Genomic DNA, 22,785 nt, shown 5'->3' with positions numbered 1-22,785 from the left:
TTGACACTGACAGCTTAATGACGAAGACATGACATGTTTGTTAGAAATAAATCAATCTTGTCATACTCTCCAATAAGACCAAATGCTAAAACCAATGGCGGCATCTAGGCTCTTTTGCCCGCGCAGTTATATCAAGTATCTTCTGTTAAGCTATCAATCATTAAAGTTCGGTAAAAAATGCTCTTAATATAAGAAGTGCTATTAAAAAGGATAGGCTATGAAAGTATTACTAGTAGAAGATGAGATAAAGCTTGGAGAGTATATAAAAAAGGGGCTAACCGAAGCTGGCTTCATCGTTGATCACCATACGACTGGTCTAGATGGCTATCATGCTTTGATGACAGATGAGTTCAGCGTGGTATTAATGGATGTGATGCTACCTGATGTCAGTGGCTTTGAGTTGGTACGCAATTACCGCGCTGCTGGGAAGCATACGCCCGTCTTATTTCTGACTGCAAAAGATGATTTGAGTGATAAAATCAAAGGCATTGAAATTGGTGGAGATGATTATCTGACTAAGCCTTTTGCCTTTGCTGAGCTGATAGTCAGAATAAAAAGCCTGTTGCGCCGTGCCAATCAAACAGATTATAAAAGTACCATCATGCAGATAGCGGATTTAAAAATGGACATGGCCAAACGCACCGTATATAGAGGTGATAACGCTATTAAACTGACTGCAAAAGAGTTCTCTTTATTGCAGTTTTTGTTAGAGCGCCAAGGTGAGGTACTACCGCGCTCAGTCATCGCATCGCAAGTATGGGATATGAATTTTGATAGTGATACCAATGTCATTGACGTCGCTATAAGGCGTCTGCGACTAAAAATTGATGATGAATTTGATGTAAAACTGATTCATACTGTGCGTGGAATGGGTTATCGATTAGATGCTTTAAATACTTCGGACACGAGTGCTGATAGCGCGACAATCAATAGCAATGTAATTGATAGTGTAATCAATAGTGCTGAAGCCAAATAAAATGAAATATAACTTTGAAAATCGACGCTTGCCCCTACTATGGCGGACGGTTTTTTTACTGACGATATTCGTTGTTATCTCTCAAGTCGTTATTTATATCTGGGTTCAGCGCTCTGTGAACGGTCACTTTGAGCAAATGGACTCAGAGATTATTACTCATGCCGCCTTTAATTTGCGCAAGCGAGTAACTCATCTCGATGAAGAAACGGCTTCATCGACTTCACCTTCTTCAATATCTTCACCAACTTCGCTGAACTCGTCCACTTTACCAGCACAAGCGCCAGCACCAATTGGAGCTGACCATCTGCATTCCTCTTGGCTTGATTACGATTTAAAGACGCTCGTAGCTGATAAAAACGGACGCTTATTGTCTAGTGCTCCTAGTAGTTTTTCCGCTGAGTTGCCCGCAGATTTTAATCTATTGTCTTTATGGCAAGTCAATCATGAACAGCAGTTTATCGTCGAGATAAATAATAGAAGTTATCGAGCCGTTATCATTCAAGACAATCAAATGCTCGCACTTATCGCGTTGCCTATTGATGTCCATCATCAGTATTTATTACAGTTTAATCGGCAGCTCAGTATGATATTGATAGCGATTACCCTGCTATTGGTGTCAGTCGCTGCATTGAGTGTCTATTGGGGTTTTGCGCCTTTATCTACTATTGTACAAAAGATGAAAGGAATTAACCCTGAAAAGCTGGATGAACGAGTCATCGTTAGTGATATGCCGCGCGAGCTACGACCGCTTGCTGAGTCTTATAACTTAATGATGAGTAAGCTTGAGGGTAACTTTGAATCACTATCGCGCTTCTCGGATAACATCGCGCATGAGCTGCGTACCCCGCTGGCAACTCTTGGCACTCAGACTCAGGTCATGCTTAGCAAGACTAGGAATACGAATGAATATATCGAGCAATTGCATCATCAGCATGACACGCTTGAGCAGTTATCTGCGCTGATTAATAACATGCTCCTGCTAGCTAAAACTCAAAAAGGGCTTTATGACTCTCAACTCAACGTTGTCGATACCGAGTCACTAATCACAAAGCTTATCTCCTACTATGAAATGATAGCGGAAGATCGTGAGATAGCTTTTGAAAAAACGGGCAACTTTGGCGCAGTATTAGGCGATGAAGGCTTGTTGCAAAGATTGTTTGCCAATCTAATGTCAAATGCCATCTATTATGCGGCTAGTGATAGCGTCATTACTATTGCAGCATCTGCGATTGCCACTACTTCTATTGCCTCTCATCACGTGGTAAATAGCGCAAAAGTCAATGTAGCAAGCAATGTAGCAAGCAATGTAGCAAGCAATGTAAAAAATAATGACATCCAAAATCTAGGGCAAACAATAAAACAAACCTCTAAACCATCACCTTTAAAAATAACCATCACCAATCGCTTGGACGAACCCTTGACTCAAACTGAGGCGAACAAATTATTTGAGCGCTTCCATCGTCATCATAGAACGACAACTATGCATGCAGGATCAGGTCTGGGATTATCCATTGTGCAAGCTATCGTCAACGCCCATAACGGCAAAGTCAGCATTACTATCAAAGATGATAATTACTTCCAAGTTGAGGTGGTTTTGTAGCACTCAAAGTTAGAGGTTCCAAGTTTATTCTCTTAAGTAATCAAAGGTTTTACACCAGCCCTCACAGCGTTCTGCATCACGCTTGTCATATATGCTCATAGCAGATTCGAGATTCAAATTGAATTCATCCTCCTTATCTTCTGCAAGTGCTGTCAGTCGCATCGAATACCAAGCAGTCACACCGCCTGGAGGATTGGTATCGAATCTTGGAAACTCTGGATCGCCCCCATCAATACTTAGCCAATCATGTGCAAGATGTGGATTAAGCGCCATAGCACGTCCTATACTTACCATGTCTACAGCACCGCTTTCGACAGCATCAATTGCTTGCTGACGTGTCTTAAAGCCACCAGTCGCCATGATTGGAATCACAGTTATTTTTTTCGCACGGCTTGCAAAATCAAGGAAATAAGGCCCAACACCTGAATTACTGTCTGAGCTTGCAACTGCCCCTGGAAAATAAGTTCCGCCACTGATATCGATTAGATCAATAGACGTCTGATCAAGCAATCGAACCATCTCCATAGCGTCGTCTTCCGTCAATCCACCTTCCAACTTATCGGTTGAATTGATTTTAATACCAATCGGAAACGCGTCTCCAACAGCTTGCCGAACCGTATCTATAATCTCTTGAACAATGCGAAATCTCGACTTGATTGATCCGCCATATTCATCCGTACGTCGATTGAATAACGGAGATAAAAACTGGCTCAAAAGGAAGCCATGTCCAGCATGAATCTGCACACCACCAAATCCTGCATCCTTGGCAATTAACGCAGCCTTTGCGTAGATACTTGGTAACTCCTTAATATCTTCGACTGACATGCTCTCACACTTCAATCCTTCAAGGTCTAACGCAGATGGACCCTTAGGCCGACTGACAGGCAAATAGGATAACGCTCCAGCATGTCCGAGTTGCGGCCAAATATGCGCTCCATCGTTAGATCCTCGACGTGCCAAAGATTGCAATGCGTTTTGATCAGTAGTTGGTCCTAATACTAGATTGCCAGGTTTTTCAGGATGTCGAGGATCGCCCTGTACTTCGCCAATCAGGGACAAGGCTGTACCGCCTTCCGCCCAGCGCTCATAGAGACGTGACTGTGCTGTAGTGGCGTTGCCTTTTCCATCACCAAGTGAGTCTGACATTGCGGCCTTTGCTAATCGGTTTTTGAGCGCCACACCACATGGCAGTTCAAGTGAAGCGGCTAATACATTGGCTGAACTTGAAAGTTCATGCTTAGTCTGTAATTGTGTCATCGACTTTCTCCATCGTTATATCGAAATATTTAGATATTGAGTTTTTGTTAAATGCTGTGGTTCTGTTAAATGCATTGTCTTTAGTTTTATCAGTACGAAATAGAATCGAGACGTTAATAACCACGTGTTACTGGTATAAACTTTCATTGCTTGCTGCTAACACAGAGGCTGCGAAAAATTCATCCCAGTAGCGCTGTATCGGTTTTAAAGTGATTTACCTATATGCTAATTACTTATGTTAATGATTAAGGCTTTAACAACTCTTTCTCAACCTCATCAATGAACGCTTGGATATTGACCTCATTGCGTCGATAAAAGGTCCATTGTCCATGACGCTCAGCAATGACCAAACCAGCCTGCTTTAAAAGACTCATATAGGTTGAGATTGTCGATTGTGACAACCCTGCTTTTTCTTGAATGTACGCAACACAAACACCGTCCAAATCAGCATGCTCTGGTAGCGAAGGCGGAAAGTTCGACCTATCTTTCAACCATTCAAGAATTTTACGCCGCATAGGGTTGTTAAGGGCGGAGATTACATTTTCAATATTCATAAATCATAATATCCCGATATATAGATAAGAGTCAACGGATAATTAAAACTAATTTCAATAACTCGGTAGCATCGGCAACCAAAACACCAAGGCCAACAGCGTGGCTAATAATACTGGCGGCGTGATGAGCAGCCCGATTTTCATATACTGCCCCCAACTGATTTTATAATCCTTTTCTGCCAATACATGTAGCCATAACAAGGTTGCAAGGCTACCGATGGGCGTAAACTTTGGCCCCAAATCATTGCCAATCACATTAGCATATATCATCAGCTCGCGAGTCGCTGCGGGTACTTGCGCGCTATCAATAGCCAGTGCACCTACTAAGGTGGATGGCATGTTGTTCATGATAGAAGCCACTATCGCCGAAAGGAATCCAGTCCCTACTGTAGCGATGATATTGCCCTGCTGTCCTAACCAATTCAGTATTTGAGCACCATAAGCCGTTAACCCTGCATTACCCAACCCATAAACGACCAAGTACATACCGATTGAAAACAATACAATTTGCCAAGGTGCTTTACGTACAACATCAGATACAGAAACAACAGCTCCCCGACCACCCTGCCACCAGCGCCCTGCAATAGCCATCAGCACCAGCGCAGCAGCGCCAGTGACGAGGGAAATAGGAATACCTAGTGATTCAGTCGCAAAATAAGCAACAAGTAATAATGCTAATAGCGGAAAAGCTGCCTTAAAAACCAGCGAATCTTCAATAGCGGATACAGGTGCGCTAAGATTGGCGATGGAATAGTGTTTTGGAATTTGGCGCGCATAGACCACCCATAGCACTGCTAATGTCGCGATGACAGAAACGATATTTACCGGCACCATGACTGCCGCATAACGTCCAAAGCCAATATCAAAATAATTGGCGCTGACGATATTGACCAGATTAGAAGTCACTAACGGCAGACTGGCAGTATCAGCGATAAAGCCCGTGGCGATGATAAAAGCCAATGCCGATGGCGGTGAGAAATTAAGCCGTAGCAAGATAGCGATGACAATCGGTGTCAGAAGTAATGCAGCGCCATCATTGGCAAAAAACGCGGAGATAAACGCGCCCAATATCACAATCATAGGAAACAACAACCGTCCTTGCCCATTGCCAAGTCTAGCCACATGTAGGGCCGCCCAACCAAAGAATCCCGCTTTATCTAATATAATTGAGATGATGATAAGCGCCACAAAAGTAAAGGTTGCATCCCAAACAATGTCCCAGACGATACCAACATCAGATAAATGCACCACACCAAAAGCTAAGGCGACCAATGCACCGCCCATCGCGCTCCAACCAATGCCCAATCCTTTAGGCTGCCATATCACCAAAACTAAAGTCACGATAAAGATAATTAATGCGAGCATGGAGCAACCTTATTTGAGCTGGCTTGTTTTAACCGGCTTGTTTTAACCGGCTTGTTTTAACCGAATTAGTTTAATCGATTTTATTTAGCTGGTTTGGTTTAGCCGACTTAATATATAAAAGATTAGAGCGATTTTTGATTGACACGTTGCGATACTGCTTCAGCGTTTTCAACACGTTCTGAATAGCGATTAGTCAGATAGGCTGAGCGTCCACGAGTAAGCCAAGTGAACTTTACTAATTCCTCACAGACATCAACGAGGCGCAGATATAGGGGCGACTTGTCCATGCGGTTATCGTCGTTAAACTCTAAAAAGGCTTTAGGGATAGACGATTGATTCGGGATAGTAATCATGCGCATCCAACGTCCAAGAATACGCAGCTGATTGACGGTATTAAAGCTTTGGCTGCCACCGCTCACTTGCATCACCGCTAAGGTTTTGCCTTGGGTTGGACGTACGCCGCCCAGTGATAATGGAATCCAATCGATTTGTGCTTTCATAATACTGGTGATGCTGCCATGACGCTCTGGACTCACCCACAGCATGCCCTCTGACCACTGCGCCAGCTCGCGTAACTCTTGCACTTTAGGGTGATCGACATCAGCATCATCAGGCAGTGGCAACCCCGATGGATTAAAAATCCGTACCTCGCAGCCATACCAACGCAATAGCCGACTTGCCTCCTCACTTGCCAGCCGTGAAAATGAGCGCTCACGTAACGACCCATATAGCACTAGTATCTTAGGCGGATGACGTGGGTCATTTGGCGCAATCAATGACTCAATATCAATCGGTTGTAATTTACTGGCATCAATATTAGGCAAGTCATCTAGATTGGCTAAGTCATCTACATCAGGTTGACATGTATTAACCTTGACCATGATATAGAACCTCTCCATCTTCTTTAGTAAAGCTGCTCACTGGATTTTCTAACAATTCAAACACTCGCTCTGAAGGTCGGCACAAGGCTGCGCCTTTATTTGTGACCACAATAGGACGGTTGATTAAGATAGGATGGGCAATCATGGCATCGATAATCTCATCATCAGATAGCTCAGGATTATCTAAGCCCAACTCATCATTAATGGCTTCTTTACTGCGTAGCAACTCTCTTGGCGAGAGGTTCATTTTTGCCAATAGCTCAACCAAGTAATCACGGGTTGGAGGATTTTTTAGATACTCCACTACTTCTGGCTGCTCACCTGATGCCTTCATGATGGCTAACGTATTACGAGAAGTACCGCAGTTAGGATTATGAAAAATTAATGGTTTCATAGCAATCTCACCTATTTTATAAGTATATTTATTAAGAATATATTTGTTAAGAAGACGTTTATTAAGAAATAGTTATTGAATCAGCTATCGGCTTAGCGCTTGCTTTAAAGACTGTCTTGTTTATTAGGTTTAGCACTCTCACATCCGCTCAAACTGTCCATGAGCGAGGCACACAATTCTGGATGGCCCGCACAGCAATCTTGCAATAAAAACTGAACAACGGCCTCCATATGCAACAACGAAGCGCGATAGATTATCTGCCGACTTTGGCGTTTTGACACCACCCACCCTGCTCGTGCCAGCACTGATAAATGCGCCGACATAGTGTTATGCGGCACAGACAGCTGACGGGCTATTTCACCCGCAGGTAAACCCTCGGGCTCTTGACTGACAAGTAACCTAAAAGCTTTAAGACGAGTATCTTGAGAGAGCGCAGCAAAGCTTGCGATAGCATTTGTTATTTCCATATGTCCAATAATACAGACATATTGAAATAATTCAATAGATAATAAAACAGAAGTTTTGATAAGTGATGACTTAGAGCTTTTGATAATCTAATTTCTAGCAATATAAAGGCGATTTAATTTAAAAAGAACATAATGTCATTTGGGTAAATTTATCGAAGCATCGAAAAGTGCAAAGCGTACAGTAAGTGAGGAAAATTTATACCAGCAGAACATTATTTTTAACGCATTTTTTTATTTGTAATTGGTAATACAACACACAGCAAAAAACCCGCTAAAAATAATTTAGCGGGTTTCTAATGTCAATAAACAAGTCAGGTTATCAACTAACAGGCTACAAAATAAGTTAGCTTACACTGCCCAACAAGAGCAACCAAAGGCACCGAAGAAGTCTTTAAAGTTAGACACCGGCGCTTTCGAAGTCCAAGCTTTGGCATGGTTATGACCGTGCAGCGTACAAGCGCTGGCACAACCACAAGCCATCGCTGCTTGATTCATCAATGGCTCTAGTGAATTTTTACCCGCACCCTCAGGCTCGCCCCATGCGCCGTAGCCCCCATATTGATTGACTGGTGACCAATCTGGCATAGCAGGCGGTAGCGGCGTATCATAATCAGAGAACTCACCATCAGCATAGACGACTTTTCCGCCAACCACCGTCATATTCGACGTCAAATATGGAATTTCATTTTCTGCGACGCTAAAGAAGTCTTTACTTGGCACAATAAAGTCAGCCAAATGTCCCACTTCAATGCGACCACGTTCGCCTACTTGGTTAGAGAACCAAGCGACTTTTTCAGTCCACATCCGTAGCGCGGTTTCGCGATCGACCAGATTGTCTTGATCATACAGCTTCATACCGCCAACAGTTTTGCCAGTGATAAGCCATGCTAAAGACACCCATGGATTGTAAGACGCAACACGCGTCGCATCGGTACCGGCAGATACGTTGACGCCGCTATCGAGCATTTGCTTAACCGGTGGCGTGTTTGCAGCAGCAGCTGTACCATAACGCTCAGCGAAATACTCACCTTGATAGGCCATACGATGCTGTACCGCAATACCACCGCCAAGCTCCGCAATACGATCAATATTGCGTTGTGAGATTGTCTCGGCGTGATCAAAGAACCAGTTGAGACCGTCGATAGGCATGTCTCTATTGACTTTACTAAAATCTATTAGAGATTTAAACTCAATTTTGAAATTATAATATTAGTCAGTCTAAGCATTAATATATTTACAAATATTTATATTTATAAGGGAAAAATTAGCTTATTACAGTTTTAGTACAATTAATAGCCTTTGTACTGTGTCCCAAAAAAGTATTTATACTAACAAACCTACCTAACATTCATAAAAGCATTAAACATAAAAAAACCCTAAGTAAACAAATACTTAGGGTAAAACTGATTAACGCAATCTTAGTTTTTAGATAGGGTGTGTACAAGAGGCTCAAACTTTAGAACCTAAGTTTTAAAAGTGTTAAAGGCTATAAAATCTACACCCCGCCCGCGCCTTTTTTGCTTGACGCCTCGCTATTTTCTACCAGTATAGCGCCCGCTGTTTTTTTGAGTATTGCCCACTGTTCATCATCGACATGGATACCTTCCTTCCATGAGCGCTGATGCATTGCAAATAGCTCATCCGTCGATATTTTATGATCGAAATGCTCGATTTCTTGCTCAATGTCGAAGTTAGCAGTAGCCAGCTCAATGATCATATCGTTGGTATTGTAATTGTCTTGTGGTTCATTAAAAAAGTATAAATCAGGATAGACAAAGCCTTGGTTTAAGGTTAACAAGGTATGCTTGGGCACCGTGCCATTATCCCATTTTGCCAGACAAGCAATGCCATTATCAGCAAGTTTGACCAGCTCACTATAAGCCAACCAGCGATTATGACAGTTCATTAAGTAAATCTGAAAATGATCCAAATCGCCCATCTTTTCTAGTGCATAGTCCATGATAGCAGGCAAGTGACAAATCAAACTGCTGCCATGCAAATCTAAACGTATTGCGCCCGTTTCTTGATGAACGATATCAATGGGCGTATCTTGCTCAGTTAAGATATATGGACTGGCATTATTGAAGTGACGAACACCGTCCAATCCCGCCATCTCTAGCTCAGCCACCATAGAGGCGATCATATCAGCTTCGCCTACTTCACGGTGCATACCAGTAAAGGCTTTATACACCATTGCTACGATTTCATTATGCGATACAATCATGTCTAAACCTCCCTACTGTGTGGATGACTCTTTTATTGACGACTCTTCTTTTGACAAATTGGGCAATAAAGGAAACAGCCATTCATCACTATGCACCTCGCTAAATAAAGGCGCACCTTGGAACAAAGTGATTCGCACCCAGCGATCAGATCTGGGATCAAACTTAGTCGCGCCAAACATCGATAGCTTACACCGTAGCAGATGCATCGGCGGTGCGTTCTTATGTAAGACATTCATCTGGATATCGCCCATTTTTTTATGGCCCATGGTCCATACACGGCGCGCGATAGAGCGGTACTTAGGTTTGCTTAACATAAACTCGGATATGAGCTGCTGTGGATCGGCTTGCTGTAATGCCAAGTACAGATTTTTCGCTTGCCGTGCGATGTCTAATGTCAGCTCTCGATCGTCGCCAGGCTCTTGTCCGCGTACGCCCATGCGTGGTTCTTCTTTATCCACTGAGCGATACCAAAACCAATAGCTATTTTCAGGCTCATTAAAATCAATAGTAATCGCCCATTGATAACATGATTCTAATACGTTAAGCAAATCTTGAATCACTTTGCCTTTAGGTAATATTAAGTTTTCATCGGCGTTGACCTTTTCTTGAAACGAATCCACACGTTCAGGATATAGCTCCATCAAGCAAGAAATGATAACTTCTTGGCTCTCAAAACTTAAATGATCATGAGCTTGCAGGAACTCTGCCCATGTCGTGTAATCTTGAATAATTGTCATCAAATTACTTTGTAATGTTGTCAACTCTGCAACCACGGTCGCATTTAATGTAGCTTGCTGCTCATTGATGGTAACGATTTCGGTAAAGTGCTGAATGGCACGCTTAAGTAAGCTTTCAAAGTACTCAGTCTTTTCAGCTTCAATATCGCAGACCAAAGTCGCTTGTACGGCTTCTTCACGAGTGGTGAGCCACTGATCAACAATGCAAGGATGATTGATGAGATATGGCGCCATACCCAGACCAGTCGCATTACCGATACCGAGATAATGCTTAATCTCTGGATGGAGCGCGACCGCTTTGCTACCGCCCTTTTTCTTAGCTAAAAAATCAACCCAATCAAGGCTAAATTCGCGTAGCAAATAAACTGCACACATCTGCGCACGAAACGACTGATTAAAGTCTTCACTATGATCTAATGGCTTAAAGTCATAAATACCAAATTTGCCATTGCCATAGACTGCCGTGGTACGCAGGATATAACCTACTTGTGCTAGTACATCAAGGTCTGGCTGCTTGCCATCAGCTAGCGCACTGACGATATGATCAAAGACCCGCACGCTTTTATTAGCACGTGCCAGCACCATCACCATATTGGAGTTGCGACCTGCCTCTTGTAATGGCACATTGGCTTTGAGATTATCGAGCAGCTCCTGACCAATCTCCCCAAAAACGAGACCAAAGGTGACATCCCACTTTTGTGCTATCACCCGATCATTACGCTCGTCATCCGCCAGCTCATTACAGAATACAACCAGATGATACTTGTGCTCTGGTGTTTGCAGGCGATAAATGACTTGTCCATAACCATTGTCATCTAAATCCCAAAGATGCCTGCTTAGCGTCCATTTTTCTCTATCAATTTTACGCAATAATGTGCGCACAAAGCTGATACGCGTCTGGTGCATGGCGCCCAATCTTTCAGCATTCATAACCACATCGGGGCTGCGTAAAGACAGTGTCGCTACGTCAATGCTCTCATTGCTTGCGTGAACCAAATTCATAATTCCACTACCTTACATAATGTGTCAGACCAATTAACTGGCTAACAATTTCAACGAACAACTTTAACGAACCATTCAATTAGACTACTAGACTAGGCTTAATAAGCTACTCACTAATGATTTACCAATGACGATAATTCACCAACTATTTATTTTCTTTAATAAACCTTTCTTTAGCGAGTTTTTCTTCCGCCATTCGATGGTTGACTTCAACTCGATTCGGACGATACAAATCTTGATCGCGTGCCATTTGCTGTGCGATTTGTGGTCCGTTCCATAGTGACGGCAATAAAACAAACGAAACCGGAACAGCGGTAATCACGATGAATGATTGCAACGCCGTTACCCCGCCTGAACCAAGCGAGATTAATACGATAGCGGTAACCCCCATCATAACGCCCCAAAATGTACGAATCATAGCATTTGGCTCATGCTCGCCACTGATAACGACACTGATGGTATAAGTCATCGAATCCCCTGTCGTCACGATAAAGACCGTGGTCAAAATCAAAAACAGTATCGAGGTAATCAATGGAAACGGCAATTGCTGCGTGACCGCCAATAGCGCGCCAGGTAAGTTAAAACCTTCAAAAGCGCTACTAACACTACCGGGATTGGCAATCTCAAACGCCAGCCCTGAACCACCAACGACGGTGAACCAAAAACAGGTAACCAATGGCGCAATAATACAAACGGTGGTGATTAATTGGCGAATCGTACGGCCACGTGAAATACGGGCAATAAAGATAGCCATCATCGGGCCGTAACCTAAGAACCAACCCCAAAAGAACACCGTCCACCAGCTCAGCCAGCCTTCATCACCGCGATAAGTTGCCATCGGAATGAAGTTATCAACCAAACTACCGACACCTTGAATATAGCCATTGATAATAAAATTGGTCGGTCCAAAAATTAAAATAAAGACCATCAGCGCAAAAGCCAGCATGACGTTAAAGCGGCTAAGCAGTTGCATACCGCGGGTCAGTCCACTAATCGCTGAAATGGTATAAAGTGCAATTGCAAATAGGATAATAATCAGCTGGGTGGTAAAAGTATCAGGAATGCCGAACAAGACATTAAGAGCATAGCTGGTTTGTAAACCCAAAAAGCCGATAGGGCCGATCGTGCCAGCAGCAACCGCGACGATACAACAAGCATCAATGATTGCGCCTGTTTGACCAGTGAGCACACGCTCGCCAAACATAGGGTAAAGTAGCGTACGTGGTTTAAGTGGTAAACCTTTGTCATAGTGCAAATGCATCACAACGATAGCCGTCAAGCTGCCCACAATAGCCCATGCCAAAAAGCCCCAATGCATAAAGGATTGTGACAAAGCGTTAAACGCGCGTTGTTGCAAGTCTGGTGACTCACCATATAAAGGCGGGGCTGAAACGAAATGTGCAATAGGTTCAGCGGCTGCCCAAAATACCCCACCGCCAGCAAGTAGCGTACAGAAAAGAATGGCCATCCATTTAAAACTATCCATCTCAGGCACTGGTAAATTACCTAAAATGACACGTCCCGTGCGACCAGCACCAACAGCTAAAGCAATCACAAAGGTCGCCAATAGCAGTATTTGCCAAAAAGGACCAAAGATGTTGACCGACCAAGCAAAGCCCACTTCAACTATTTTTGCCAAGCGCTCTTCTGCAAAGATAGCCATCAAAACAAAGGCAACTAGAAAACCGCCACTGTACCAAAACGCTGGGTTTTTAAGTCCTAAAGTATCGGAAGGCCCCTCTACATGAGTCAAGTTACCCACGGTTTTATTGGCGTTTGAGCGTCCTTGCTCATCGTTGTTAAATCCCTTTAAATCGGCCATGATGTGGCTCCATATGCTAACGTTGCGTTATTTAAATCAAGGGTATATAGTCAATCCACTATAAAAAATTGAAGGGGTTTAACGCTATAAAACATCGTTTGTCTTATAGCGCTTTCGAGTGAGAGCTTGCAAACCTAAACTTCTAAAATAAGATTTTGAAACTGAGCTTTAAAGCATTAATCACTAAGCCAAAGGCTTCAAGCCAATCTCAAGAAAATCAAACCAGTTTTGACCGATGATCTTTCCAGCATCAGTCTCATTAAAGCCATGCTTTAGCAGACCGTTATAGATATTTTCCATACCGTCCTTGCCAGCGAACCACGGCAAAGTATCTGGCCAACCTGAATTATTGGCATTGCCTTCACCATAATCCATCGCTTTTGACCAACGCCCATTACGCATCCACTCAAGCACCGATTGCGGCTGGTTGAGACATAAGTCACTACCAATCGCTAAATGCTCGACGCCATATTTATCAGCACAATTGGCGATCATGGTGCAGAAGTCATCAAGCGTACATGCGCTACCATTGGGCAAATGGAACGGATATAAACTAAAGCCTAATAGCCCACCCGCTTTGGTTAAGGCGCTGATGACCGTATCTGACTTATTACGCAGAGCATCATGAGCCGTGGTCGGGTTGGCGTGACTGATACATATCGGACGTGAGGAGACTTCTATCGCCTCAAGCGTAGACTGCTCAGCGCTGTGTGACATGTCGATAATCATCCCGACGCGATTCATCTCAGCTATCGCCTGCTGACCAAAGCGCGTAACACCGCTATCGTTCTGCTCATAACAGCCAGTCGCAAGCAAGCTTTGGTTGTTATAAGTCAGCTGCATAATCAGTAGACCCAAGCGGCGCATGACGCTAATCAGGCCGATTTCGTCATCAATTGGTGAGCAGTTTTGCGCGCCAAAAAAGATACTGACTTTACCCTGCTCTTTTGCGGTTTTGATATCACTGGTCGAATACACGGGCATAATCAAATCGCTGTTTTGTTCAAAGCGCGTGTGCCATTCAGCGAAGCGGGTCATGGTCTGACGCGCATCTTCGTGATAGACCAAGGTGGCATGTACCGCATTGATACCACTATCTTTTAGCATCTTGAAGTAGTCACGATCCCAATGGCTATACTGTAATCCGTCAATGACGATATGATCTTGATACATATCCATTCCCTTTTTATGCTTTTACAAATACGATTTTTAATACAAGTTAATACGCTTTTTGATAAGCAGTCTTGACGATGGTATAGAACTCTTTGGCATACTGACCTTGCTCGCGTGGGCCAAAGCTCGACTCTTTACGACCACCGAACGGCACATGATAATCGGTACCCGCTGTCGCTAAGTTCACCATCACGCAGCCCGCTTGTACTTGCTCTTTAAACATCGCACTACTACGCAGACTTTGGGTGATGATGCCGCCAGTCAAACCAAAGCGGGTGTCATTGGTCATGGCAATCGCCTCTTCCAAGTCCTTGACGCGCATGACACAAGCGAGCGGAGCAAATACCTCTTCTTGATTGATGTCCCAGCTGTTATCGGTTTCAGTAAACAAGGTCGGCGACATATAGTAGCCATCATGTGGCATTTCTAAACGCTCACCACCGTAGGCTAAATTGGCGCCCGCTTGCTTGGCTTTTTCGATCCAATCCATGTTTGACGCCAGTTGCTTATCATCGACCACAGGACCCATAAAGATACCGTCATCAAGCGCATGACCGACTTTTAAAGTTTTCATTTTTGCGACCACACCTTCGACGAAAGCATCATGGATACTGTCCATAACGATTAAGCGTGAAGACGCGGTACATTTTTGTCCTGAACCACCAAACGCACCAGCAACCGCCGCATCAATAGCGACTTGTAAATCGGCATCATCAGCGATGACCAAGGCGTTTTTACTACCCATCTCAAGCTGGCAGCGGATGAAATTCGGTGCCGTAGCAGCAGCAACTTTGCGCCCTGTTGGTACAGAACCTGTAAAGCTGACTGCATCGATGTCTTTAGAATTGATAAGCGCATCACCTACGCTAGAGCCGCCACCTAATAGCAGGTTAAACGTACCTTCAGGCATACCTTGACGGTGAATAATTTCCGCTAACGCGACCGCACTGGCAGGCGTTAAATTCGCAGGCTTCCAAATGACACTGTTACCAAATGCTAAAGCTGGCGCGATTTTCCATACGGCAGTGGCCGTTGGGAAGTTCCAAGGCGAAATAATCGCGACCACACCGACAGCTTCACGGGTGACTTCGACTTTGACCCCAGGGCGTACAGAGTCAGCAAGGTCGCCCATTTGACGTAAGACTTCAGCGGCATAATAATGAAAGAACTGACCAGCACGATAAATCTCACCGCGACCTTCAGCAAAAGGTTTGCCTTCTTCACGTGACAACAAAGTACCTAGTTCATCACAGCGGGCAATCATCTCATCACCAATCGCTTGCAGGATAGACTGCTTCTTTTCAAGTGGCGTTGCTTCCCACTTTGGCTGCGCCTGACGAGCAGCGGCAATGGCATCTTTTACTTGGTCTTTACTTGCTTGTGCGAACTCACCAATGGTTTCGCTGGTATCAGATGGGTTGATATTGGCAATGGTATCAGCGCCCGCTTGCCATTCACCATTGATATAAAGTGATTTGGTTGGGTCTTGTTGCAATACTTTTTGTGTGGTTTGGGCTGACATAAGAACATCCTTAGTAAAACGATTAAAATCAAATGCTTAGAAAATTTATTTGAATAATTAAAATACTGAAAACGTACAATGATTATTTATTAGAGAATCTATGAGAAGCTTAAGGCACAGCGGCATAAACAACCAGCTCAACCAGCATCTCTTCACGAGCAAGTCCTGATATCACCAGCGCTGCACGATTTGGATAAGGTGCTGCGAAATATTCAGCGTAGACTTGGTTAACGGTTTTTAAGTACTCGCGATCGGTCACATAGATAAGTACCTGCAATACCGAATCCATGCCAACATTGGCACATTCCAAAGTATGTTTTAGATTATCTAGCGTTTGCCGAGTTTGCGCCTCAATACCACCTGCAACCACTTCACCGTTCTCATCGATAGGAATCTGCGCGGTATACAGCGTGCCATTATTAGTGATTGCCCACTCTAACGGTGACTTAGAAGCGTAAAGTGAGGTTTTAACGGGTTGCTTGGCGGTGTGAGTCGTCATGTAGTGATATCCCTTAAATAGATGGTGGCATCAATTATTTACTTGATAGCCTGTATTGCTATGTTGCATCCATGCTACCTTGTTAATAGTGACAAATCTAACTAATTAAATATTAATAACGATAGATTTAATCTATCGTAGAGTTTATTTCATCTATCAATAAACTCAGGCAGGAGAAAATATGAAATTACAGCAATTACGGCATTTTTTATTTGTGGTAGAAGAAGGTGGCTTTCGTGCCGCAGCTGATCGAGCCAATCGGTCGCAAGCCGCGTTGTCAGCATCCATCAAAGAATTAGAAAAGACGCTCGGTCAGCGTTTGTTTGAAAGTGGTAACAAGGCCACGCTCACTTCTTTTGGCGAAACCTGTTTGCCGAAGATTGAGCAGTTCCTCACAATTTATAAGGCACTAGAAGATGATCTCAAAGCATCTGCGTCTGGCGACAAAGGTAAAATAAGAATTGCCAGCGTGCCATCGCTAGTGACCAAGCTGTTGCCTAGCGTGTTGGTTGAGTACTCGAAAAAATATCCTGATATCGAAATTGTATTAATAGATGATAATTCTGTTGGTGTAGCCAATCGACTATTGGCAGGTGAAGTAGATTTAGCATTGGGTAACTGTACCAGTATGGATCAGGCGGATATAGATTTTACCCCGCTCATCTCGGACCCAATAGGCGTCGTTTGCTTAAAGAGCAATTCGTTAAACCAATTAAATAGCCAGCTAAAAAATCAACGGAAAAAAGGGCTTAAATGGCAACAGCTAATCACGCAGCCTTTCATTTATAACGGGACTTGCCGCTTGCTTGAAAACACGCCAGCTGAGGTGCTCAATCGCAATGCACGCTACACGGTCGAAAACATCACGTCCTTATTTTCACTACTGCGCAATGATTTGGGTATCACGACTTTGCCCAAGCTCGCCTTCCCCTCTAATGAGCCAGAGCTGGTTTGGATTGACTTACTTGAGCCATCTTTGGATAGACAAATTGGTATTTTTAAGCTGGCGAATAAAACTATCTCACCATCAGCGCAAGCCTTTTATGAGTTGTGTATCAAGTACGTTCAGGAGCATTACTCTTTATCAGATATGGCCTGATTTTTCATAGCTTGGTTTTTTAACAGTATCAAAGCTTCACTATCGTATTAGACCACCGTTGGCAACTCTTTATGTTTTAAGCCAATGGTTCTCAACGCTCCTTTGTCATCGACCTCTTTAATAACCAACGACCATTCGTCGTTTATCGCAACAGTATCACCCGACACTGGAGCCATGTCCAAACTTTCTTTTACATACTCAGCCACGGTCTGCTGCCACATGTTTACTGATGGGTCGTCAGCTTTAGACTTGAGCTTATCTGCGAGCGTTTCGGACGCCATAACACCGGTAAAAAACGGTAAATCTCCAAGCTTTACACTGGGTGATAATAACCAATCTCCGTAGAAGTCATCAATTGCTTTACGGTCTAACGTTGTGTCATTAAAAATCTTAGCAATTTTACTGGCATGGTTGCCCCTCATGGCGTACCAGACACTATCACCAAATTTTAGCTTGGTATTTTCATCGACAATGACGATTTGTTGTCCGCGCACTAGCGCAAAAATACTAATTTCATCAGGACTCACCCGGTTAGAGATACCTTTAGGATGACGACCGATAGCAAACGCCCCTGATTGAACTTCGAACTCGTACAAAGTGATGCTTGCTTTGTCTGACACCCAAACTTCATGCTCCTCTTTTGGGTCTTTATTAGTCGGAATACGCACCTTAAATAAATTCGCCATAATAGGAATGGTCGTTCCTTGTAAAATCAACGATAAGACCACCACCCCAAATGCAATATCGAACAGCATAAAGGCACCATCTATCCCCGCCATGACTGGCAAAATAGCAAGGGTAATAGGGACAGCACCGCGCAAACCAACCCAAGAGATAAAACCGATTTCTCTGTCTTTAAACTTAAAAGGCTTAACACTGGTATAGACGGCAATAGGACGGGCAACCAAAATCATAAAGGCTGCAATTGCCACTGAATAATGCCAGACATTGATGACGTTAGATGGGGTGACTAATAGTCCTAAAACGACGAAAAGCACCGCTTGGGATAACCATGCAAAGCTATCCATCACTCGCATGACATGCTCAGTTGAGCGTACCTTATGGTTGCCGATTAGCACACCAGTGAGGTAGACGGCCAAAAAGCCACTACCGCCAATTAAATTAGTTGCCGCAAAGACTGACAAGCCAGCAGATAGTATCAAAATTGCATACATGCCCTCTGCCAAAAGAACTTTGGGTAGTAGCCTAGATAGTAGATAACCAAAGAGTAAGCCCATTCCTAGGCCAAAGCTTAACTGCTGTAATAGTAAACCTAAAAATCCGAATACCGTCTGCCCAGTAGGATCAACATTTAGAGCGATTAAACCAGTAACCAACAGAATAGCCAAAGGATCGTTAGCACCAGATTCCAACTCAAGCGTGGCTTGAACGCGATCATTGAGCTTGACGCCGCCATTACGTAATAGAGAAAATACCGCTGCCGCATCGGTCGAACCAACGATCGCTGCCATTAGCAAACCAAAGCGCCAATCAACATCGAGCAACCAAGTAACAAAGACCCCTAGCACCATGACGGTAGCAAGTACGCCCCAAGTTGCTAAAGTGACCGCAGGCTTTAGACCGACTCGAAATGACTTAAAAGAGGTACGTAATCCGCCGTCTAGCAGGATACAGGCTAAGGCTGCCTGCCCGACGAAGTTGGCAATGTTATATTGTGAAAACTCAATCCCCAAGATACCCTGCTCGCCCGCCAACATGCCTACTGCTAAAAACAACAACAATAATGGAACACCCAAGCGTGCTGATAGCGTACTTGCCATGATACTGGCGAAAATTAACAATGCCCCTACTAAGTATAGGATATTTAAGGTATCCATCTTTTTAAGCCCTATTTTTAATAATTATTATGATGGTGTTGGTTATGAAAATTGAGTTAAATATATTCACTGATATTACTATAAATAACTATAACAGATATGGCTTGGTGAAGTTAAAAACGTAACATTGACGAGCTATGAACGACAGAGCTGAGTGTTCTTAATAGCTATATAATATGTCAATTTTCAGGCAATAAATCCGTGCAATAAAAAAGCCATTCCATTGTACAAATGAAACAGCTTGTTTTCTCATTAGACTGAATGAAGCATGAACTCTATAGGCTCAATACTATATATTTAGATAGCATTTACGGTAAGAAAATTGAAATATGTGCTTGCTCTTTGTTTTCTTGAATTACATTGTCATACGCTGAGAGCTGATTGTCAGAGAAGCTATTCGTAAACTGCCACATGGTTGCAAATATTGCAGTCAATAATACCGCCATTACCGCGAGAATAACCCACAGCGGTGTTTCGCTAGTGAGAGTATGCTTAATCTGATCAGGAATCGCCCAAAACGGTGAAAATTCGTTTTTATTACCGCGAAGGTGTTCAATCTCATCGCCTAAGCGCGAGATTAGATAGCGAATCTTTTCCGGTGCTTCAAGGCGATACTTCCCTTGAAAGCCAAGCAACATTGCATAGTGATAGACTTCTAGAGCAGCTAAACGCTTCTCCCCTTGCTCACGTAAGCCATCTAAGCGTTCAAAAAATTCATTACCAGCGATTTGCGAACCAAATAAATCCAGTTGCAAAGGGTTCATTTCCCACGCGTCTTTTAGCGTTTGAAACTCTGGCTCCTGCGAGGTCATGATAGTCTCATCAATCAGCGCACAGTAAGCGTACTTAGCTTCATGAATATCTTCTGACAAAAAGCCTTTTTTGCGCGCATTAACTTCGAACTTGTCTAGGAAGTCATATATCTTTTGACGAAACTTACTTGGTTCGGTACTAAAGTAGTGGTTGCGTAGTAAGAACACTAAATAAAAGCCGTCATACATGATATCAACCAGCGATTGGCTGCTGATGCGTTTATCAAGACCGATTGCTGAGACCTTTGAGGCTACCTCACCTGAATCTAATAATGAGGGCGCAGAACCAATTGAATTATTCCCTGACATGACTGTTCCTAATGCTTGATTTTTGGAAATACTGATTTTTGAAATACTGATTAATGACAGTGTTCAATTAAAATTTATGCATAAGCAGCGATTGGTAAAACTGCTTGATATAAGCTTCATTCAACGGTGAGCTTTATAACGTCAACTTTACAATAACTACTGAGATCAGCTTCTGAAAACAGCTACTGTACGATAGCCATCAGCTCTATTTTTAAGTCGTCAAAGCCATTTGGCACGTAGATGCAAATAGATTCTGACTTTATCATCTCATCGTACAACTCACCTACAGGCTCAATGGTGAAATAACTAAATCCTGGTCGCACAGGTATCGCACTGGGTACTTGAGTAACATGTGAGACAGGTGATCCTGGTAGCGCTGACAATACACGCTTCTCTACGGAGTCAGGGGTAGCAACTTTAAAGCGGCGTGGGACAATATCGATTAATTCATGCATTGGCAATGAGGAGCTAATAGATAGATATAGCTGTGAGCTCCGCGTAATCTTGTCACTACTCAGCTCGCCTGTATAGTAAGATGATTTATTCTGACGTAATGGAATCGAGATAAAGTTACTCGCAATGACGGTATTGAGTAGCTCACGAATAATCAGAATAATATTAACAAACGACTCATTAGCATTATCATGATGATAAGAAGGCAAATCACCCACCTTGTATAATGAGCTAAAAGTGGCCAACTGACTGGCTACATTTAATAGTGCCTCATAAAGGCGCTCTGGATGTAGTTTAGCGTTGTTATATAAGTGACTTAACTGAGAGTATGCGGTATTGAGAGTATGCAACAGCCAAAAAGAAGCGATGTCTGATGAGCGAAACTCTAGTAGGTCATTATTAGACTGACGATGATGATCATACAGTGAAGTCGACTTGGTATTAATCATGGTCATCAAACGATAGACTTGACCAACGAGCGCAGAGTTACTCGTAATATGCACACTAGGTACGATGTAATCTTCATCCACTTGGTAGACGCCTTGGGTTGTACGCACCAGTTTGGCAACCAACAGAGACACCGTATCTTGACTAGGCGCTTGCGCAGAATGGCTCAGCTGCAAGCTCGGTGACAGTTTGATAACATCAATGACTGCTTCAGCTGCCTGACTATATAAATCGTGGGCTTCAATAGCGCCCCTTACATAACGTGCTGGATTATCACTATGGTCTGTCTGTATATTACTGCCGCCATTATGGACAATCTCTAAGCTTAAAAATACAAAAACCTCATCGCCATTATCTTGAGTATCTAGCGCGATGGCCTTAGGCAATACATCTGTACGAGGTGCCTGATATATCGTACTATCTGGCAATACACCATGAATACTTTGAAAACTTAATAAATTACTTTCCAAAAGCTGTTTATCTATCTGAACATCAGATATCCCATAGGCATAAGGATGCATTAGCATCATACTCAATGCTCGCTGCGAGTTATGATAGGTGTCTTGAATCTGAAAATGCTGAGGTCTTAAAAACAACCCCTCTCCCCATAGTACTCTGTTTTTACTCAAGACAATCTCCTACGAACAGCTCACTAATGGCTGCTGATAATATTTAAGTTTGGTAGTAAATGTAGGCGTCAGCTCTGGATTGATACCCTCTGCAATATTCACATCACATGCGCCTATATTAAGAGCAAATGGCTTATCAAAATTGAGACTATCAAGCGGAATAAGAAGCTGTGAGCGTTTTTTGGTATACCTTAGTCCCACCTTGACCGCCATAAAGCGTGCATTTTGCGGAATACTTAGAGTCAGATTAGTCTCACGATTAGGGATAACACTGACTTCTTTAGCAGCCAGCTCCTCAACTTCAGTGAACTGACTTTCTTCTTCCAAAAACGCAATATAAGCGATACTCGCAGTACCTTGCTTGGCACGTCCAGCATTAGCGTTGACCATAGGTTTAATATTTAGCGTAACCTGTTGCCGTTTTAGTTGCTCTTGCAAGGCCTGCTGCTCGGTGTTCATACTTTCAAGCTGCTGTTGCTGCTTTTCCAGCTGAGCTTTTAGATTTTGTAAATCGTCATTGTTATTTACACTACTTTTACCATCATCAATAATACTTTTTATATTATCAGTAATAGTAGACTCACCTGCCAGCGCAGAGACTCTGTTATTTGGTTTGCTTAATTTATCAGTGCTACATCCTGCTAGCACGCTACTGAGCAAACAACCAGTCGCTATCAATGCTATCGGTAACGTCATACATCTGTTCATATTTTCAACTTACCCT

At 43.2% G+C, this 22,785-nt stretch carries 20 protein-coding genes; 3 read left to right on the top strand and 17 right to left on the bottom strand.

Annotated elements, in window-relative coordinates:
- Window positions 1-217: 217 nt before the first annotated feature.
- Window positions 218-976, top strand: coding sequence for a heavy metal response regulator transcription factor (locus AK825_RS04180; protein WP_068034896.1), 759 nt, complete (start codon window positions 218-220; stop codon window positions 974-976).
- 1 nt (window position 977) lies between these two features.
- Window positions 978-2,576, top strand: coding sequence for an ATP-binding protein (locus AK825_RS04175; protein ID WP_068034895.1), 1,599 nt, complete (start codon window positions 978-980; stop codon window positions 2,574-2,576).
- Window positions 2,577-2,600: 24 nt separating this feature from the next.
- Here the strand turns inward: AK825_RS04175 and AK825_RS04170 are convergent, their stop codons facing one another.
- The 13 genes from AK825_RS04170 to AK825_RS04110 all read right to left on the bottom strand — a co-directional run bounded on the left by AK825_RS04170 (window position 2,601) and on the right by AK825_RS04110 (window position 16,474).
- Window positions 2,601-3,833, bottom strand: a complete 1,233-nt coding sequence (locus AK825_RS04170) for an NADH:flavin oxidoreductase/NADH oxidase family protein (RefSeq protein WP_068034894.1) — start codon at window positions 3,831-3,833, stop codon at window positions 2,601-2,603.
- 245 nt (window positions 3,834-4,078) lie between these two features.
- A complete protein-coding gene (locus AK825_RS04165) occupies window positions 4,079-4,387 on the bottom strand; it encodes a metalloregulator ArsR/SmtB family transcription factor (RefSeq protein ID WP_068034893.1) in 309 nt (102 codons plus the stop codon).
- Between the two features lie 54 nt (window positions 4,388-4,441).
- On the bottom strand, window positions 4,442-5,752 hold the full coding sequence (locus tag AK825_RS04160; protein ID WP_068034892.1) for an arsenic transporter: 1,311 nt from the start codon (window positions 5,750-5,752) through the stop codon (window positions 4,442-4,444).
- A 122-nt stretch (window positions 5,753-5,874) separates the two neighbouring features.
- A complete protein-coding gene (gene arsH, locus AK825_RS04155; RefSeq protein WP_068034891.1) occupies window positions 5,875-6,633 on the bottom strand; it encodes an arsenical resistance protein ArsH in 759 nt (252 codons plus the stop codon).
- Complete coding sequence (gene arsC, locus AK825_RS04150; protein ID WP_068034890.1) at window positions 6,620-7,027, bottom strand: arsenate reductase (glutaredoxin); 408 nt, start codon at window positions 7,025-7,027, stop codon at window positions 6,620-6,622. Before arsC ends, arsH begins: the two co-directional genes overlap by 14 nt.
- 104 nt (window positions 7,028-7,131) lie before the next feature.
- The gene (locus AK825_RS04145; protein WP_068034889.1) at window positions 7,132-7,494 is read right to left on the bottom strand and encodes a helix-turn-helix transcriptional regulator; all 363 of its coding nucleotides are present in this window, start codon (window positions 7,492-7,494) and stop codon (window positions 7,132-7,134) included.
- 348 nt (window positions 7,495-7,842) lie between these two features.
- Window positions 7,843-8,670, bottom strand: coding sequence for an amidohydrolase family protein (locus AK825_RS04140; protein ID WP_264753650.1), 828 nt, complete (start codon window positions 8,668-8,670; stop codon window positions 7,843-7,845).
- 319 nt (window positions 8,671-8,989) lie between these two features.
- A complete protein-coding gene (locus AK825_RS04135) occupies window positions 8,990-9,718 on the bottom strand; it encodes a DUF3726 domain-containing protein (protein WP_068034888.1) in 729 nt (242 codons plus the stop codon).
- Between the two features lie 12 nt (window positions 9,719-9,730).
- Window positions 9,731-11,458, bottom strand: a complete 1,728-nt coding sequence (locus AK825_RS04130; RefSeq protein WP_068034887.1) for a hypothetical protein — start codon at window positions 11,456-11,458, stop codon at window positions 9,731-9,733.
- A 145-nt stretch (window positions 11,459-11,603) separates the two neighbouring features.
- On the bottom strand, window positions 11,604-13,280 hold the full coding sequence (locus AK825_RS04125) for a BCCT family transporter (protein ID WP_068034886.1): 1,677 nt from the start codon (window positions 13,278-13,280) through the stop codon (window positions 11,604-11,606).
- Between the two features lie 183 nt (window positions 13,281-13,463).
- Complete coding sequence (locus AK825_RS04120; RefSeq protein ID WP_068034885.1) at window positions 13,464-14,453, bottom strand: membrane dipeptidase; 990 nt, start codon at window positions 14,451-14,453, stop codon at window positions 13,464-13,466.
- Window positions 14,454-14,499: 46 nt separating this feature from the next.
- Entirely contained in the window at window positions 14,500-15,975 is a 1,476-nt protein-coding gene (locus AK825_RS04115) for an aldehyde dehydrogenase family protein (protein ID WP_068034884.1), read from the bottom strand.
- 109 nt (window positions 15,976-16,084) lie between these two features.
- Entirely contained in the window at window positions 16,085-16,474 is a 390-nt protein-coding gene (locus AK825_RS04110; protein WP_068034883.1) for a RidA family protein, read from the bottom strand.
- A 181-nt stretch (window positions 16,475-16,655) separates the two neighbouring features.
- Between AK825_RS04110 and AK825_RS04105 the strand changes: the two genes are divergently transcribed.
- Complete coding sequence (locus AK825_RS04105; protein WP_068034882.1) at window positions 16,656-17,573, top strand: LysR family transcriptional regulator; 918 nt, start codon at window positions 16,656-16,658, stop codon at window positions 17,571-17,573.
- A 47-nt stretch (window positions 17,574-17,620) separates the two neighbouring features.
- On the opposite strand, the gene AK825_RS04100 is transcribed toward AK825_RS04105, so the two are convergent.
- The 4 genes from AK825_RS04100 to AK825_RS04085 form a co-directional block, all read right to left on the bottom strand.
- Complete coding sequence (locus tag AK825_RS04100) at window positions 17,621-19,411, bottom strand: potassium/proton antiporter (RefSeq protein WP_068034881.1); 1,791 nt, start codon at window positions 19,409-19,411, stop codon at window positions 17,621-17,623.
- A gap of 308 nt (window positions 19,412-19,719) precedes the next feature.
- Entirely contained in the window at window positions 19,720-20,532 is an 813-nt protein-coding gene (gene icmH, locus AK825_RS04095) for a type IVB secretion system protein IcmH/DotU (protein WP_068034880.1), read from the bottom strand.
- A 182-nt stretch (window positions 20,533-20,714) separates the two neighbouring features.
- The gene (gene tssK, locus AK825_RS04090; protein ID WP_068034879.1) at window positions 20,715-22,061 is read right to left on the bottom strand and encodes a type VI secretion system baseplate subunit TssK; all 1,347 of its coding nucleotides are present in this window, start codon (window positions 22,059-22,061) and stop codon (window positions 20,715-20,717) included.
- A 9-nt stretch (window positions 22,062-22,070) separates the two neighbouring features.
- Window positions 22,071-22,757, bottom strand: coding sequence for a hypothetical protein (locus AK825_RS04085; protein WP_068034878.1), 687 nt, complete (start codon window positions 22,755-22,757; stop codon window positions 22,071-22,073).
- Window positions 22,758-22,785: the final 28 nt, after the last annotated feature.

It is taken from the genome of Psychrobacter sp. P11G5 (assembly GCF_001593305.1).
Classification (GTDB): domain Bacteria; phylum Pseudomonadota; class Gammaproteobacteria; order Pseudomonadales; family Moraxellaceae; genus Psychrobacter.
This window is presented reverse-complemented; position numbering and strand designations above follow the sequence as displayed.